A 16,285-nucleotide genomic window follows, 5' to 3' on the forward strand; every position below is an offset into this window, starting at 1 on the left:
CTTTCACAGCTGAGCTCAGCGCAGCGTCGTGGCGCGGGCCTCGCGGCGGTTGTGCCGGAAGGTGTTGGCCTTCCGGGTCGTCGCGAAGAGCGGAATGGTCGCCGCCATGGCGATCTGTAGGGCGCAGCCGGTCTGGAGCAGCAGCTGACCGCCCGGGGCGTCGAACGCCCAGGCCGCCAGCAGCCCCATCGCGCTGATGATCCAGCAGAGCATCGCCACCGCGAGGACGCCCCGCGGCTTGGGGTACTCGACCCGGCTCACCATCAGCCAGGCCACGCCGATGATCGCCAGCAGCGTCGGGACGAACGGCAGCTCCAGCAGCACGATCGAGACGACCGTGAGCGCGCCGAAGGGGCTCGGCATGCCCTGGAACATGCCGTCCTTCATCGTCACGCAGCTGAATCTCGCGAGTCTGAGCACCACGGCGAGCAGCACCACGATCGCGGCCAGCGCCGACATCTTCTGGTGCGCGTCGACGGCGACCATGCCGTAGACGAGCACGAAGTAGGCCGGCGCGAGGCCGAAGCTGATCAGGTCGGACAGGTTGTCCAGCTCGGCACCCATCGGCGAGCTGCGCAGCTTGCGGGCCACGATGCCGTCGAAGAGGTCGAAGACCGCGGCGAGCAGCATCAGTATCACTGCCGTCGCGGCGCTGTTACGGGCCATGCCCGATTCGCCACTGCCGGTGAGGTGCGGAATGAGGATCCCGGTGGTGGTGAAGTACACCGCCATGAATCCGCACGTCGCGTTACCGAGAGTGAGGGTGTCCGCTATCGACAGCCGCAGCGAGAGCGGCATGTCGTCTTCGGCGGACTCCTCCTCGGCGGGCTCGGGAACCCAGCCCGCGGCCGGAGTCTCAGGGTCAGTCACGGTCAATTCGTGTCACCCCCGCGGTGGTGGCCTGACCGACCTCGACCGCGACTTCGACGCCCTCGGGGAGGTAGATGTCGACGCGGGAGCCGAAGCGGATCAGACCGATGCGTTCGCCCTGCTCCACCTTGGTTCCGGCCGGCAGGTACGGGACGATGCGACGGGCGACGGCGCCGGCGATCTGCACCATCTCGATGTCACCGAGTTCGGTGTCGAAGTGCCAGACGACGCGCTCGTTGTTCTCGCTCTCCTTGTTGAACGCCGGGACGAATCCGCCGGGGATGTGCTCCACGGACGTCACCGTGCCCGCCAGGGGCGCGCGGTTGACGTGGACGTTCAGCGGGCTCATGAAGATCGCGACCCGGGTCCGTCCGTCCTTCCACGGCATGATGCTCTGCACCACACCGTCGGCGGGCGAGATGACACGGCCCTGAGCGATCTCACGCTCGGGGTCGCGGAAGAACCACAGCATGCCCGCGGCGAGCGCGGTGGCGGGCACGGCCGCCGCGGCCCAGCGTCCGGACTTGCGGGCCCGGGTGAGGCTGAGCGCCGCGGTGGCGACGGTCGGCAGAAGCCACGGCGATGCTCCGCGCGCGAGGCGTACGCCAAGGAGGCTGTCGCGAGGTGCAGAGGTTTGGCTGTGGGGCATGGATGACCTTCGTAGCGGGTGATTGCCGCGCCGCAAACGGGGGGACGGGACGGCGGCTTTACTGGAATGCTATCGGTTGCGCGCAACAACTGGGCAAGCCAGAAGCCGAGTCGATGACCGTCAGCCAGTCACTGCCAGTGATCCTTTCGCAACGAACCCATGGATGATTCGCTGCAAAAGGGACTTTCAGCCCTGAAGCCGGTACTCCTCGAGCAGGCGTCGCCCGATGATCATTTTCTGGATCTCGGCGGTACCTTCACCGATCAGCAGCATCGGGGCCTCCCGGTAGAGACGCTCGATCTCGTACTCCTTCGAGAATCCGTATCCACCGTGGATGCGGAAGGCGTCCTCGACGACCTCCTTGCAGTATTCGGAGGCGAGGTACTTCGCCATCCCTGCTTCGAGGTCGTTTCGTTCCCCAGAGTCCTTTTTGCGTGCTGCATTGACCATCATCGCATGGGCGGCTTCGACCTTGGTAGCCATCTCGGCCAGCTTGAACTGAATCGCCTGGTGCTGGGCGATCGGCTTGCCGAAAGTGTGACGTTGCTGGGCATAAGAGACACCCAGCTCGAAGGCACGCTGAGCGACGCCACAGCCACGCGCCGCCACGTTGACGCGGCCGACCTCGACCCCGTCCATCATTTGGTAAAACCCTCGGCCCGTCTGCCCGCCGAGTACCCGATTGGCCGGAATGCGCAGTCCGTCCATGATGAGCTCGGTCGTGTCGACGCCCTTGTAGCCCATCTTGTCGATCTTGCCGGGGATGGTCAGGCCGGGACGGACCTCACCGAAGCCGGGCTCCTTCTCGACGAGGAAGGTCGTCATCGACTTGTGGGGCGCGGTGCCCTCGGGGTGTCCTTCGTCACTCCGGACGAGAACGGCCACCAGGGTGGAGCTGCCGCCGTTCGTCAGCCACATCTTCTGGCCGTTCAGGACGTACTCGTCGCCGTCCTTCACCGCCTTGGACGTGATGGCCGACACGTCGGAGCCCAGCGCCGGCTCGGACATCGAGAACGCGCCGCGCACCTCGCCGAGGGCCATGCGCGGGAGGAAGTGGTCCTTCTGCTCCTGCGTGCCGTGCTGCTTGAGCATGTACGCCACGATGAAGTGGGTGTTGATGATGCCCGAGACGGACATCCAGCCACGGGCGATCTCCTCGACGCACAGGGCGTAGGTGAGGAGCGACTCACCCAGGCCGCCGTACTCCTCCGGGATCATCAGGCCGAAGAGGCCGAGCTCCTTGAGGCCGTCGACGATCTGCTGCGGGTACTCGTCACGGTGTTCGAGCTCGGTGGCGACCGGGATGATCTCCTTGTCGACGAACTCCCGGACGGTCTTGAGGATCTCCCGCTGGACGTCGGTCAGCCCGGCGGTCTGGGCGAGTCGGGCCATGGCTACTTCCCCTGTTCCTTCAGCGTGGGGCGGCCGGGCTGCTCGCCGCCGCGCTCCTTGATGTACGTCTCGGTCGGGACCATCACCTTGCGCCGGAAGACGCAGACGAGGGTGCCGTCCTGCTTGTAGCCCTTGGTCTCCACGTAGACGATCCCGCGGTCGTTCTTCGACTTCGACGGGGTCTTGTCGAGGACCGTGGTCTCGCCGTAGATGGTGTCGCCGTGGAAGGTCGGCGCCACGTGCCGCAGGGACTCGATCTCCAGGTTGGCGATGGCCTTCCCGGAGACGTCCGGCACGGACATGCCGAGCAGCAGCGAGTAGATGTAGTTGCCCACGACCACGTTCTTGCCGAAGTCGGTCGTGTTCTCCGCGTAATTGCTGTCCATGTGGAGCGGGTGGTGATTCATGGTCAGCAGACAGAAGAGGTGGTCGTCGTACTCGGTGACCGTCTTTCCGGGCCAGTGCTTGTAGACCGCCCCGACCTCGAACTCTTCGTACGTGCGTCCGAACTGCATCGGGATCAGGCCTCCGGGATCTCGAACTTGGTGGTGCGCTCCATGCCGGCCGCCCGGCCCTTGCCGGCGATGACCAGGGCCATCTTGCGGCTGGCCTCGTCGATCATCTCGTCGCCGAGCATCGCCGAGCCCTTCTTGCCGCCGGCCTCCGAGGTGCACCAGTCGTACGCGTCGAGGATCAGCTCGGCGTGGTCGTAGTCCTCCTGGGAGGGGGAGAAGACCTCGTTGGCCGCGTCGACCTGGCCGGGGTGCAGCACCCACTTGCCGTCGAAGCCCAGCGCGGCGGCCCGGCCGGCCACCTCGCGGTAGGCGTCCACGTCGCGGATCTGGAGGAAGGGGCCGTCGATCGCCTGGAGGTTGTGCATGCGGGCCGCCATCAGGATCCGCATCAGGATGTAGTGGTAGGCGTCCGCCGGGTAGCCGGGCGGCTGCATGCCCACGACCAGGGACTTCATGTTGATGGAGGCCATGAAGTCGGCCGGGCCGAAGATGATGGTCTCCAGCCGCGGCGAGGCGGCGGCGATCTCGTCGACGTTCACCAGACCCTTGGCGTTCTCGATCTGCGCCTCGATGCCGATCTTGCCGACCTCGAAGCCCATGGTCTTCTCGATCTGGGTCAGCAGCAGGTCCAGGGCCACGACCTGCTGGGCGTCCTGGACCTTCGGCAGCATGATGCAGTCGAGGTTCTGGCCGGCGCCCTCGACGACCGTGATGACGTCGCGGTAGGTCCAGTGGGTGGTCCAGTCGTTGACGCGGACGACGCGGGTCTTGCCGGTCCAGTCGCCGTTGTTCAGCGCGTCCACGATGGTGTGGCGGGCGCCTTCCTTGGCGAGCGGCGCGCAGGCGTCCTCCAGGTCCAGGAAGACCTGGTCGGCCGGCAGGCCCTGGGCCTTCTCCAGGAACCGCGGGTTCGATCCGGGCACCGCGAGGCAGGAGCGACGCGGGCGAAGGCGGTTCACCGGGTGGACGGGCGTGGTCATGCGGGGACCTCCGTGCTTGCAACGAGTGCGTTGTCGATGTCGAGGGGGGCGAGCTTGTTGGCCTTGCGGATCTCGTCGACGATACGGCCGATGATCTCCGTGATGCCGAAGTCCTTCGGCGTGAAGACGGCGGCGACACCCGCTGCCTTGAGCGTCACGGCGTCGGCGTTCGGAATGATGCCTCCGACGATGACGGGGATGTCACCCGCCCCCGCCGTCCGCAGCCGTTCCAGGACGTCCGGGACCAGAGCGCTGTGCGAGCCGGACAGGATGGACAGTCCCACGCAGTGCACGTCCTCGGCCAGCGCCGCGGTGGAGATCTCCTCCGGGGTCAGCCTGATGCCCTGGTAGACCACCTCGAAGCCGGCGTCGCGGGCCCGGACGGCGATCTGCTCGGCGCCGTTGGAGTGCCCGTCCAGGCCGGGCTTGCCGACCAGCAGGCGCAGCCGGCCCGAGCCGAGCTCGTCGGCCGTGCGGGACACCTTCTCGCGGACCTCGTGCATCGGCGTACCGGGCTCCGCGGTGACCGCCACCGGGGCCGAGGAGACCCCGGTCGGGGCGCGGAACTCACCGAACACCTCGCGCAGGGCGCTGGCCCACTCGCCGGTGGTGACACCGGCGCGGGCGCACTCCAGCGTGGCCTCCATCAGGTTCTCGGTGCCCGCCGCGGCCTCCTTGAGGCGCTCCAGCGCCTGCTGGGTGGTGGGGAAGACGAACGGGTCGCCGTTCCCCTGGCGGTCCGAGGACTCCTGCCGCTCGGCGCGCCAGCGGCCGATGCGCTCGACGGTCAGCGCCTCCGTTGCCGGGTCGACCGTCATGATGGCGCCGTCCAGGTCGGAGGTGAGCGGGTTCTCCTCGGTCTGCTGGAAGCAGTTGACGCCGACGATCTTGTCCTCGCCGGCCTCGATCCGCGCCCGCCGCTCGGCGTGCGAGGAGACCAGCTCGCCCTTCAGGTAACCGGACTCGACGGCGGCCATGGCGCCGCCCATCTCCTGGATCCGGTCGATCTCGGCCAGGCAGTCGGCGACCAGGGAGTCGACTTTGGCCTCGATGACGTGGGATCCGGCGAAGATGTCCTCGTACTCCAGCAGGTCGCTCTCGAGCGCCAGGACCTGCTGGATGCGCAGCGACCACTGCTGGTCCCAGGGCCGGGGCAGACCCAGCGCCTCGTTCCAGGCGGGCAGCTGCACGGCGCGGGCGCGGGCGTCCTTGGAGAGGGTGACCGCGAGCATCTCCAGCACGATGCGCTGGACGTTGTTCTCCGGCTGCGCCTCGGTCAGCCCCAGGGAGTTGACCTGGACGCCGTAACGGAAGCGACGCTGCTTCGCGTTCTCGATGCCGTAGCGCTCCTTGGTGACCTTGTCCCAGATGCGGCCGAAGGCGCGCATCTTGCACATCTCCTCGATGAAGCGGACGCCCGCGTTCACGAAGAAGGAGATCCGGGCGACGACCTCGCCGAAGCGCTCCTGGGGCACCTGGCCCGAGTCGCGCACCGAGTCGAGGACCGCGATCGCCGTGGACATCGCGTACGAGATCTCCTGGACCGGGGTGGCCCCGGCCTCCTGGAGGTGGTACGAGCAGATGTTGATCGGGTTCCACTTGGGAATGTGGTTGACCGTGTACGCGATCATGTCCGTCGTCAGCCGCAGGGACGGCCCCGGCGGGAAGACGTGCGTCCCGCGCGAGAGGTACTCCTTGACGATGTCGTTCTGGGTGGTGCCCTGGAGCTGGGCGATGTCCGCGCCCTGCTCCTCGGCCGCCACCTGGTAGAGCGCCAGCAGCCACATGGCCGTGGCATTGATCGTCATCGAGGTGTTCATCTGCTCCAGGGGTATGTCCTGGAACAGCCGCCGCATGTCGCCCAGATGGGAGACCGGGACCCCGACCCGACCCACCTCGCCGCGGGCGAGGATGTGGTCGGGGTCGTAGCCGGTCTGCGTCGGCAGGTCGAACGCGACCGACAGGCCGGTCTGGCCCTTGGCGAGGTTGCGGCGGTACAGCTCGTTGGACGCTTCGGCCGTGGAGTGGCCGGCGTACGTCCGCATGAGCCACGGACGGTCCTTCTGGCGCTCTGTCATCTCAGGCTGTCCCTTAGGCCTTTGAACGGTCTCAGACGTTGCGGAAGCGGTTGATGGCGTCGAGGTGCTTGGCGCGCATCTCGTGGTCGCGGACGCCCAGGCCCTCCTCGGGGGCCAGCGCGAGGACGCCGACCTTGCCCTGGTGGAGGTTGCGGTGGACGTCGTAGGCGGCCTGGCCGGTCTCCTCCAGGGAGTAGACCTTCGACAGGGTGGGGTGGATCTTGCCCTTGGCGATCAGGCGGTTGGCTTCCCAGGCCTCGCGGTAGTTGGCGAAGTGCGAGCCGACGATCCGCTTCAGCGACATCCACAGGTAGCGGTTGTCGTACTGGTGCATGTAGCCCGAGGTCGAGGCGCAGGTGGTGATGGTGCCGCCCTTGCGGGTGACGTACACCGAGGCGCCGAAGGTCTCGCGGCCCGGGTGCTCGAAGACGATGTCGATGTCCTCGCCGCCGGTCAGCTCGCGGATCTTGGAGCCGAAGCGCTTCCACTCGCGCGGGTCCTGGGTGTGCTCGTCCTTCCAGAACTTGTAGCCCTCGGCGTTGCGGTCGATGACCGCCGTGGCGCCCATGGCCCGGCAGATGTCCGCCTTCTCGGGGCTGGAGACCACGCAGATCGGGTTGGCGCCGCCGGCCAGCGCGAACTGGGTGGCGTAGGAGCCGAGGCCGCCGCTGGCGCCCCAGATCAGGACGTTGTCGCCCTGCTTCATGCCGGCGCCGTTCTGGGAGACCAGCTGGCGGTAGGCGGTGGAGTTGACCAGACCGGGGGAGGCGGCCTCCTCCCAGCTCAGGTGGTCGGGCTTCGGCATCAGCTGGTTCGACTTGACCAGGGCGATCTCCGCCAGGCCGCCGAAGTTGGTCTCGAAGCCCCAGATGCGCTGCTCGGGGTCGAGCATCGTGTCGTTGTGGCCGTCGGAGGACTCCAGCTCGACCGAGAGGCAGTGCGCGACGACCTCGTCGCCCGGGTTCCAGGCGTTGACGCCGGGGCCGGTGCGCAGCACGACGCCCGCGAGGTCGGAACCGATGACGTGGTACGGCAGGTCGTGGCGCTTGGTGAGCTCCGACAGGCGGCCGTAGCGCTCCAGGAAGCTGAAGGTGGAAACCGGCTCGAAGATCGAGGTCCACACGGAGTTGTAGTTGACCGACGAGGCCATGACGGCGACCAGGGCCTCGCCCGGGCCGAGCTCCGGCACCGGGACCTGGTCCAGGTGCAGGGACTTGCGCGGGTCCTTCTCGCGCGTGGTGAGCCCGGCGAACATCTCCGCCTCGTCCTTGTGCACGGTGATCGCGCGGTAGGACTCGGGAAGCGGCAGGGCCGCGAAGTCTGCTGCGGTGGCGGACTGCGACTGAATCGCGTCCAGGATGTCCTTCACGGTGAGCCTCCGGCTAGCGCTGATGAGGGTGCGCTGAGGTAAACGGGGTGCGTGGTGCGGGTGCGGTGTGCCGTCGGTCCGGCTGGTGCAGTGGTGCTGGGCGACGCCCGTGGTGAGGCGTGCGGTGCCTGGTGACGCAGGCGATCCGGGGCGCGTTCCACGCCGGGTGGGCGTGGGTCGCGGGGACATCCGGACCACTTCAACGTATGGCACCCCGTGTCACCCGGCAAGGCACCGCGTGCCAAAACTTTCTCTCATTTGCGGATTGACCTGCACCGATGAGCGATGATCGATCAGAGTTACCCGCGAGTAGGGGCAAGCCGGACATACGACAGTGGCCGCCCCCGGAACGGGAGCGGCCACTGTGACCAGGCGCACCCCCGGCGGTCACTGGGGGAGCGGTTGCTACTTGGCGCGCAGCGCCTCTTCGATGGTCCGCATGACCTCGTCCAGCGGGGCGTCGGTCCGGGCCACCGCCACCAACACCTCGCCCTGCGTGCGCACGGCCGCCGGAGCGGCCGGTTCCGTACTCAGGGTGCGGCCCGCACCGATGCCCGTGCCGAACGTCTTCCGGACGATCGAGAAGGCGTGGTCCAGCTGCGCCTCGACGTCCCCCTGGCCGCCCGCGCGCAGCCAGCGCCGCAGCACGTGGTTGTGGGCGGTGACCACCGCCGAGGCGGCCACCTCGGCCAGCAGCGGGTCGTCGTTGCCGTCGTGGTGGTCGTGCTCGTCGAAATGGGCCAGCAGGTAGCGGGTGAACAGCCGCTCGTACCGGGCCACCGAGGCGATCTCCCGCTCCCGCAGCGCCGGCACCTCACGGGTCAGCCGGTAGCGCTCCACCGACACCGCCGGCGAGGCGGCGTACATCTTCATGACTTCCTTGATCCCGCGGCACACCGTGTCGAGCGGGTGCTCGTGCGCCGGGGCCACGTCCAGGACGGCCTCGGCGCGGGTCAGGGTGTCGTCGTGGTCCGGGAAGATCGCCTCTTCCTTGGACCGGAAGTGCCGGAAGAAGGTCCGCCGCGCCACCCCGGCGGTCGCGGCGATCTCGTCGACCGTCGTCGCCTCGTACCCCTTGGTCGCGAAGAGCTCCATGGCCGCGGCAGCGAGCTCGCGGCGCATCTTGAGCCGCTGGGCGGCCGCCTTGGTGCCGGCCGGACTCTCCGGGGTGTCGGAGGCCGTGGCGGCGCGGGGCGAGGTCTTGGCGGGCTGGGACATAGAGCGAAAGTACTTCATTCGTGCAGGGGTGCGCGCCTGCGGGGGGTGAGAGAGGGGTGGATGCGGGGGAGGGCCCGCACTGGGCTCGTGAGGGTTGGCCCGCCGTGAGGGTCCGGCGGGCCCGAGCAGCCCTCCCCACGCATCCGGCTCGTGGCCCGACGGATTACCGGCGGGCGGCGTACTCACGGAATCCGCGGCCGGTCTTCCGGCCCAGGCAGCCCGCCGCCACCAGGTGCTCCAGCAGCGGGGACGGGGCCAGGCCCGGGTCGCGGAACTCCTTGTGCAGGACCTTCTCGATGGCCAGCGAGACGTCCAGACCGACCACGTCGAGGAGCTCGAACGGGCCCATCGGGTAGCCGCCGCCCAGCTTCATCGCCGCGTCGATCTGGTCGATGTCGGCGTAGTGCTGCTCGACCATCTTGATCGCGTTGTTGAGGTACGGGAACAGCAGCGCGTTCACGATGAAGCCGGCCCGGTCGCCGCAGTCCACCGGGTGCTTGCGCACCTTGAGGCAGATCTCGCGGACCGTGGCGTGCACGTCGTCGGCGGTCAGGACGGTCCGGACCACCTCGACCAGCTTCATCGCCGGGGCCGGGTTGAAGAAGTGCATGCCGATCACGTCCTGCGGACGCGAGGTCACGCGGGCGACCGCGATCACCGGCAGCGAAGAGGTGGTGGTGGCCAGCACCGCACCCGGCTTGCAGACCTTGTCCAGGGTCGCGAAGAGCTCCTGCTTGACCGCCAGGTCCTCGGCGACGGCCTCGACGGCAAGGTCCACCTCGGCGAAGGCGTCCAGCGATCCGGCCGGGGTGATCCGGTCCAGGGTCTGGGCCGCGCCCTCCTCGGTCAGGCGGCCCTTGGACACCGCACGGCCCAAGGACTTCCCGATCGCGGCCTTGGCGGCCTCGGCCTTCTCCTGGCTGCGGGCGGCGAGCACCACGCTGTAACCGGCCTGCGCGAAGACCTGGGCGATCCCGCTCGCCATCGTTCCCGAGCCGGCCACGCCGACCGAGCTGACGGGGCGGCCGGTGCCGACCAGGGACCCGTCGAGCGGGGTCTGCAGGTCGCGGACGATCACCGAGCTGCCCGGCGCCTCGTACGTGTAGAAGCCGCGGCCGGACTTCTGCCCGGTCAGGCCCGCCTCGGCCAGCTGGCCCAGGATCGGGGCCGGGGCGTGCAGCCGGTCGCCGGAGGAGGCGTACATGGCCTCCAGGACGGTGCGGGCGGTGTCCACGCCGATCAGGTCGAGCAGCGCGAGCGGGCCCATGGGCAGCCCGCAGCCGAGCCGCATCGCCGCGTCGATGTCCTCGCGGGAGGCGTACCGCGCCTCGTACATGGCGGCGGCCTGGTTGAGGTAGCCGAAGAGCAGGCCGTCGGCGACGAAGCCGGGCCGGTCGCCGACCGGAACGGGCTCCTTGCCGAGCTCGCGGGCCAGTTCGGTGACCGCCTCGACGGCCGGCGGGGCGGTCAGGACGCAGGAGACGATCTCGACCAGCTTCATCGCGGGGGCGGGGTTGAAGAAGTGCAGGCCCAGCACGCGCTCGGGGCGCAGGGACTCGGCGGCCATGCGCGTCACCGACAGGGCGTTGGTGCCGGTGGCCAAGATGGTGTCGGGCCGCACGATCGCGTCGAGCTCGCGGAACACCTGCTGCTTGATCTCGTACGACTCGGGGACGACCTCGATGACCAGATCGGCCTCGGCGGCGGCGCCCAGATCGGTGAAGGTGCGGAAGCGGGCGAGCACGTCGGCCCGCTCCTGCTCGGTGAGGCGCTCCCGGGCGACGGAGCGCGCGGTGGCCGCGGCGAGGGAGGTCGCGGCCCGCTGGGCGGCGGCCTCGCTGATGTCGATGCCGATGACCTCGCGGCCGGCCCGGGCGAGGACCTCGGCGATGCCGGTGCCCATCGTGCCGAGGCCGACGACGGCGATGGTCTGGAGGGTGGGCTGACTGGACTGACGGTCCATCGAGGGACTCCAGTGGATGAGGGTGACGACTGAGAGGGCGCGCGGCGCACGGCGCGCGCGGATGCCGTACGGAAGAGCCGTGCGGTGAAGGACCCGGGGTGAGCGGGCCCGAAGAGGGGGTGCCCGCGGAGAACGAGTCCCCGGGGCGGAAACGGCGGAACCCTGTCCCGGGGTCACACCGTGAAGAAACGAACCGACCGGCACGAGGCGGCTGCGTCACCAGGCCGCCCTCGTACGTGTTGCAACGACAGTAACCCGCCGGTAACTGGTCCGCCAGAGCGCGGAGATGTGACCTGTACCGCCCAAATGTACCGATCATCGATCATCGATCAACGGGCCGTCCCCGATGTCCCGAAACCCGGCACGGCGACCGCTGCGTCCCCCTAGGGTGGCCGGGTGAACGACGTGCTGGAGCGCCTGCGGGCGGAGGCGGGACCGTCACCCGAGTACGAGGTGCTGCTCACCGCCGCCCCCGATGGTCTCGCCGCCTCCCTGACTTCGGCCGGGCTGCCCCTGTGGGCCCGCGAACTGGCCGCGTACCGACTGGGCCTCGCGGGAGACCGCCGCGCCTTCGAATCCCTCGTGCTGCTCCTGAACCACCGGGACCCGGCCCGCTGCGCGGCCGCCGCCGAGGCGCTGGCCGTCCTCGACGACCCGCGCACCGCCCGCGCGGCAGCGGCCCTCGCCACCAACGCCCTGCGCACGGCCTACGCCCTGCAGCCCGTACGGCTGCTCGTCGCCCTGCGCGCCCCCGAGTCCGTACCGGCCCTGATGGCCACCCTCTCGCGGCTGCTGCACCCGCACGACCCGTACTGGCGGGTGGCCCTGGCCTGCATCGAGGGCCTCGGTGCGCTCGCCGATCCCCGGGCCCGCGAACTGCTCACCCGCGCCCAGTCCCACCCCCGGCTGGCGGTGGCGGCAACGGCCGCGCTGCGCAACCTGGACTGAGGCGCGCGGGCCGAGGCGCACGGGTTGAGGTGCGCGGGCCGGGCATCGCGGGTTGAGGCGCACGGGCTGGAGTGCGCAGGCCGGGGTGCGCAGGCCGGGGATCGCGGCCCGCTATGCGGCGATGACCGCGAAGGCCTCTATCTCGACCAGGAGTTCGGGCCGGAAGAGCGCGGAGACCTGCACGGCCGAGGAGGCCGGGAGGCGGTCGGCCGGGATCACCGCGTCGCGGGCCTCCCGCACCGCCGGGAGGTGGGCGACGTCCGTCACGAAGTAGGTGAGCTTCACGACGTCGTCGAAGGTCGCCCCGGCCGCCGCCAGGCACCGGCGCAGGTTCTCGAACACCTGCCGGGCCTGGGCGGCCGGATCCCCCTCGCCCACGACCTCGCCCCGCTCGTCGAGCGCGCACTGTCCGGACACGGCGACGAAGCGCCCCGTGCCCCACGCCACGTGGCTGTAGTGGGGGCTCGCGGCGACTCCTTCCGGTGCGGCGATACGGGTCAGGTGGCTGCTGTGCGACGGTGTCGTGGTCATGGCCACGATCTTGCCCCCTTCCCCTCGCGCCCTGACGGGGTGGGCCGGGTGGGCGTCAGCCGCGGAAGCCGAGCAGGCCGTGCAGGGCCGCACCGCCCGCGGAGGCGGGCACGGCGCGGGTCGCCGTGGTCGGCTTCGGGGCCGCCTGGGCGGGGCAGGTGGCGTCCGTGGCCCTGCCGGTCGTCAGGTAGGCCGACACCTTCTCGTCCAAGCACTTGTTGCCGCTGAGGGCGATGCCGTGGTTGCCGCCGCCCTGCTCCACCACCAGGGCCGAACCCGACAGCTTCTCCCGCATGCTGAGCGCCCCCTCGAAGGGGGTCGCCGCGTCGTCCGTCGCCTGGAGCAGCAGGGCGGGCGGGAGGTCCGCGTTGGTCACGTCCGGGGCCTCGAGCGGCTCCGTCGGCCAGAACGCGCACGGGGCGTTGTACCAGGCGTTGTTCCAGGTCATGAACGGCGCCTTGGCGTGGGTGCGCCACATGTCCGCGCGCCACTGGTTCCAGTCCTTCGGCCAGGCCGAGTCCCGGCACTGCACCGCCGTGTAGACGCTGTAGCCGTTGCCGGCGGTGGGCTCCACCGCGCCGAACCGCTCGTAGGCGGCCACCAGCGGCTTCGGGTCCTTGGCCACCGCGTACGCGGCGAAGGCCTCGGCCAGGTTCGGCCAGTAGCCGTTGTAGTACCCGCCGGGCATGAAGGTGTCCTCCAGCTCCGCCGGCCCCACCTTGCCCCCGGCCGGGCTCTCGCGCAGCGCGTCGCGCATCGCGTACCAGGCCCGCTCGACCTCCGCCGGGTCGGTGCCGAGCTTGTAGGTGGCGTCGTACTGGGCCACCCAGGCCAAGAAGGCCTTGTGGCGGGTGTCGAAGGCGAGGTCCTGGGCGAGGTTGTCCTCGTACCAGACCCCGCCCGGGTCGACCACGGAGTCCAGGACGAGCCGGTGCACGCGGCCCGGGTGGAGCTTGGCGTACACCGCGCCCAGGTAGGTCCCGTACGAGTAGCCGAAGTAGCTGATCCGCTCCGCGCCGAGAGCGCCGCGCAGCGCCTCGATGTCCCGGGCGGCCGAGACGGTGTCGATGTACGGCAGCACGTCCGCGTGCTTGGCCCCGCAGGACTCGGCGAAGGAGCGCACCCGGTCCAGGTTGGCCCGCTCGGTGGCCCCGTCCATGGGGACGGAGTCCGGCCGCGCGGGCTTGAAGTGCCCGGCCGCGCAGTCCAGGGCGGGCTCGCTCTTGCCGACGCCCCGGGGGTCGAAGCCGATCACGTCGTACTGGGCGGCCACCTCCTTGGGCAGGGCGGAGGCGATGTATCCGGCCAGGCTGCGGCCGCTGCCGCCCGGGCCGCCCGGGTTGACCAGCAGCGGGCCCTGGGAGGTGGGGCCGGTGTGGGGGACCCGGGTCAGGGCGAGCGTGATCTGGCGGCCGTCCGGACGCGCGTGGTCGAGGGGCACCTTGAGGGACGCGCACTGCAGCGTGGGGTACCGCGGGGTGGTGCAGCCGGTCCAGCGCAGCGCCGCCTGCGCCGGCGCCTGCGCGGCCGGATCGGCCGGGGCGGCGGGCGCGGCCGTCACCGGGCTCGCGAGGGCGGCGGCGCAGGCGGCGGCGACGGTGGAGATCGACAGCAGGACAGCGGCGCGCTTCTTCAAGGGGTGGAGCATGGGGCCTCCCAGCCGAGGGTTCTGGGCGGAATCGTCCCGGAAACCGAGCCTGGAAGGCGGGATTGGGCCACCGATTGGCCCGATGTGATGACCGTTCAGGCGGCGCCGGCCGTCACAGGAGGCTGAGCTGCGTGGCCGCGGCGGGCGCGGAGCCGTTCGGCGGCACCGGCGCGACGATCTTGCGGGTCTCGCCCCGGCGGGCCGGGCCGATGTCGAATTCGGCCGCCAGTTCGTGGACTTGGCGGGTGATCCGGCGCTGGTACCAGGTGGGCGCGTACGACCCGCCCGCGTACATCCGCTCGTACCGGGGGACCAGGTGGGGGTGGTGGGCGCCCAGCCAGGCCGTGAACCACTCGCGCGCCCCGGGCCGCAGATGGAGTACCAGGGGTGTCACGGAGGTCGCGCCGGCCTCGGCCACGGCCCGTACGGTCGCCCGAAGCTGCTCCGGGGAGTCCCCGAGGAAGGGGATCACCGGGGCCATCAGCACCCCGCATTCGATCCCGGCGTCGGTGAGCGCCCGTACGGCGCCCAGCCGGGCGGCGGGGGAGGGGGTGCCCGGCTCGACGGTCCGCCAGAGCCCGGTGTCGGTGAAGCCGACCGAGACCGAGATGCCGACCTCGGTGACCTCGGTGGCCGCGCGCAGCAGGGGGAGGTCGCGCAGGATCAGCGTGCCCTTGGTGAGGATCGAGAACGGGTTGGCGCGGTCGCGCAGGGCCTCGATGATCCCGGGCATCAGCCGGTACCGGCCTTCGGCGCGCTGGTAGCAGTCGACGTTCGTGCCCATGGCGATGTGCGCGCCGGTCCAGCGGGGCGAGCCGAGCTCGCGGCGCAGCAGTTCGGGGGCGTTGGTCTTGACGACGATCTGGGAGTCGAAGCCGAGGCCGGTGTCGAGGTCGAGATAGCTGTGCGTCTTGCGGGCGAAGCAGTACACGCAGGCGTGGCTGCATCCCCGGTAGGGGTTCACGGTCCATTCGAACGGCATGCGCGAGGCGCCGGGCACCCGGTTGACGATCGACCGGGCGCGTACCTCGTGGAAGGTGATCCCCCGGAACTCGGGGGTGTCGATGGTCCGGGTCACGACGGCGTCGGCCCCGAACAGTGCGGCGGGACCCGCGGACCCCTCGGCCAGGTTCTCCCAGCGCATGGTGCGCCTCCCTCGGTAGCTCTGAGGCCCGAGAATAGAACAAGTGTTCCCATGATCGTGCGGGCCTCGAAAATAGCTGGTCAGCGCTGCGGCCGGCGTGTGAGGCTGCGCCGCATGGCGGGATACAGACTCACGGTGTGCCTTCCGGGCGGGGCCCGGGACCGGCTGGTGGAAGCGGTCGGCGAGGCGATGGCGCCCTTCGAGATCGGGGGGCCGCGGCCCTACTCGGACGACCTGTGGATCTGGGACCACTGGTGGATCACGGGCGGCGCGGACGACGGCGGCTACCCGATCCGTCCCGGTCACGAAGCGGACCCCCGGATCATTCACGACCAGCCGCTGCGGGACGGAACCCGGAGGCCGAGCCGACCGGGCTGGTGCACGGGCGGGCCGCGCGGACTGCTCGCCTTGGGCGAGCCGCAGAAGCGGGCCGCCGAACTGGCCGGCATCGCCTGGGACCGCTGGCACGAGATGGCGGCGGAGCACCCGCCGGGCCGGCCGTGGGAGGAGTTCGCCCCGGCGTCGGCGTTGGCGCCGGAAACGGCGTACGACCTCCGCGTCGACTCCGAAGCCCGGCACGCGGGCTGGGAGAGGTACCTCGCGCAGCCGCCCGCCCCCGCCTTTCGCGCGTGGCTCGCCGGGCTTCCGGACCATCTGGATGCCGGGTTCTTCCGCGAAGTCCTGCGCCACGTGGACGACCCTCTCAGGAGGGTCGGCGGGTACGGCCGGGAGGAATTCCTCGCCTTCGGCGCCGACCGGGCGGTCGCGCACGGCAACGTGCTGACCCTCGACGGTTGGTGGTGCGAGAAGGGCTACGATCCCGTCCACGGTGCCTGCGACGACCAGGGCGCCTGTCCGCACACCCCGCCGTACACGCAACGGCCGGGGGCGGGAGAGGCCCACCTCGCCGGCCTCCCGGACGACACCCTCCTCGTGCACGTCCGCTGCCACGTCTGATCCGGATTTGGGTCACCGGCCCG

General features: G+C 70.3%; 14 protein-coding genes. 2 read left to right on the top strand and 12 right to left on the bottom strand.

Annotated elements, in window-relative coordinates:
* Nucleotides 1–15 precede the first annotated feature (15 nt).
* The 9 genes from pssA to OG594_RS34765 form a co-directional block, all read right to left on the bottom strand.
* Nucleotides 16–876 (bottom strand): CDP-diacylglycerol--serine O-phosphatidyltransferase, encoded by an 861-nt coding sequence (gene pssA, locus OG594_RS34725; protein WP_189740836.1) that lies wholly within the window; start codon nt 874–876, stop codon nt 16–18.
* Nucleotides 863–1,519, bottom strand: coding sequence for a phosphatidylserine decarboxylase (locus OG594_RS34730; protein WP_030010161.1), 657 nt, complete (start codon nt 1,517–1,519; stop codon nt 863–865). Before OG594_RS34730 ends, pssA begins: the two co-directional genes overlap by 14 nt.
* A gap of 186 nt (nt 1,520–1,705) precedes the next feature.
* Nucleotides 1,706–2,911 (bottom strand): acyl-CoA dehydrogenase family protein, encoded by a 1,206-nt coding sequence (locus OG594_RS34735; RefSeq protein ID WP_266606347.1) that lies wholly within the window; start codon nt 2,909–2,911, stop codon nt 1,706–1,708.
* Between the two features lie 2 nt (nt 2,912–2,913).
* Nucleotides 2,914–3,426, bottom strand: coding sequence for a MaoC family dehydratase (locus tag OG594_RS34740; protein ID WP_030010163.1), 513 nt, complete (start codon nt 3,424–3,426; stop codon nt 2,914–2,916).
* 5 nt (nt 3,427–3,431) lie between these two features.
* Nucleotides 3,432–4,406: a CoA ester lyase gene (locus OG594_RS34745; protein ID WP_266606348.1), complete on the bottom strand. Its 975-nt coding sequence runs from the start codon at nt 4,404–4,406 to the stop codon at nt 3,432–3,434.
* The gene (locus tag OG594_RS34750; RefSeq protein ID WP_266606349.1) at nt 4,403–6,484 is read right to left on the bottom strand and encodes a protein meaA; all 2,082 of its coding nucleotides are present in this window, start codon (nt 6,482–6,484) and stop codon (nt 4,403–4,405) included. Before OG594_RS34750 ends, OG594_RS34745 begins: the two co-directional genes overlap by 4 nt.
* Nucleotides 6,485–6,515: 31 nt before the next feature.
* A complete protein-coding gene (gene ccrA, locus OG594_RS34755; RefSeq protein WP_266606350.1) occupies nt 6,516–7,853 on the bottom strand; it encodes a crotonyl-CoA carboxylase/reductase in 1,338 nt (445 codons plus the stop codon).
* A 405-nt stretch (nt 7,854–8,258) separates the two neighbouring features.
* Nucleotides 8,259–9,071, bottom strand: a complete 813-nt coding sequence (locus OG594_RS34760) for a TetR family transcriptional regulator (protein ID WP_266606351.1) — start codon at nt 9,069–9,071, stop codon at nt 8,259–8,261.
* 163 nt (nt 9,072–9,234) lie between these two features.
* Entirely contained in the window at nt 9,235–11,034 is a 1,800-nt protein-coding gene (locus OG594_RS34765; protein ID WP_266606352.1) for a 3-hydroxyacyl-CoA dehydrogenase family protein, read from the bottom strand.
* 396 nt (nt 11,035–11,430) lie between these two features.
* On the opposite strand from OG594_RS34765, the gene OG594_RS34770 reads away from it, so the two are divergent.
* Nucleotides 11,431–11,982, top strand: coding sequence for an adenylosuccinate lyase (locus OG594_RS34770; protein WP_266606353.1), 552 nt, complete (start codon nt 11,431–11,433; stop codon nt 11,980–11,982).
* 111 nt (nt 11,983–12,093) lie between these two features.
* On the opposite strand, the gene OG594_RS34775 is transcribed toward OG594_RS34770, so the two are convergent.
* From OG594_RS34775 to OG594_RS34785, 3 genes are all read right to left on the bottom strand, one after another.
* Nucleotides 12,094–12,513, bottom strand: coding sequence for a RidA family protein (locus tag OG594_RS34775; protein ID WP_266606354.1), 420 nt, complete (start codon nt 12,511–12,513; stop codon nt 12,094–12,096).
* A gap of 55 nt (nt 12,514–12,568) precedes the next feature.
* Entirely contained in the window at nt 12,569–14,161 is a 1,593-nt protein-coding gene (locus tag OG594_RS34780) for an alpha/beta hydrolase (RefSeq protein ID WP_266606355.1), read from the bottom strand.
* A 112-nt stretch (nt 14,162–14,273) separates the two neighbouring features.
* Nucleotides 14,274–15,305, bottom strand: coding sequence for an Rv2578c family radical SAM protein (locus OG594_RS34785; protein ID WP_266606356.1), 1,032 nt, complete (start codon nt 15,303–15,305; stop codon nt 14,274–14,276).
* Between the two features lie 114 nt (nt 15,306–15,419).
* Between OG594_RS34785 and OG594_RS34790 the strand changes: the two genes are divergently transcribed.
* Complete coding sequence (locus tag OG594_RS34790) at nt 15,420–16,262, top strand: hypothetical protein (RefSeq protein ID WP_266606357.1); 843 nt, start codon at nt 15,420–15,422, stop codon at nt 16,260–16,262.
* Nucleotides 16,263–16,285 lie beyond the last annotated feature (23 nt).

The organism is Streptomyces sp. NBC_01214, assembly GCF_026340975.1.
Lineage (GTDB): Bacteria > Actinomycetota > Actinomycetes > Streptomycetales > Streptomycetaceae > Streptomyces.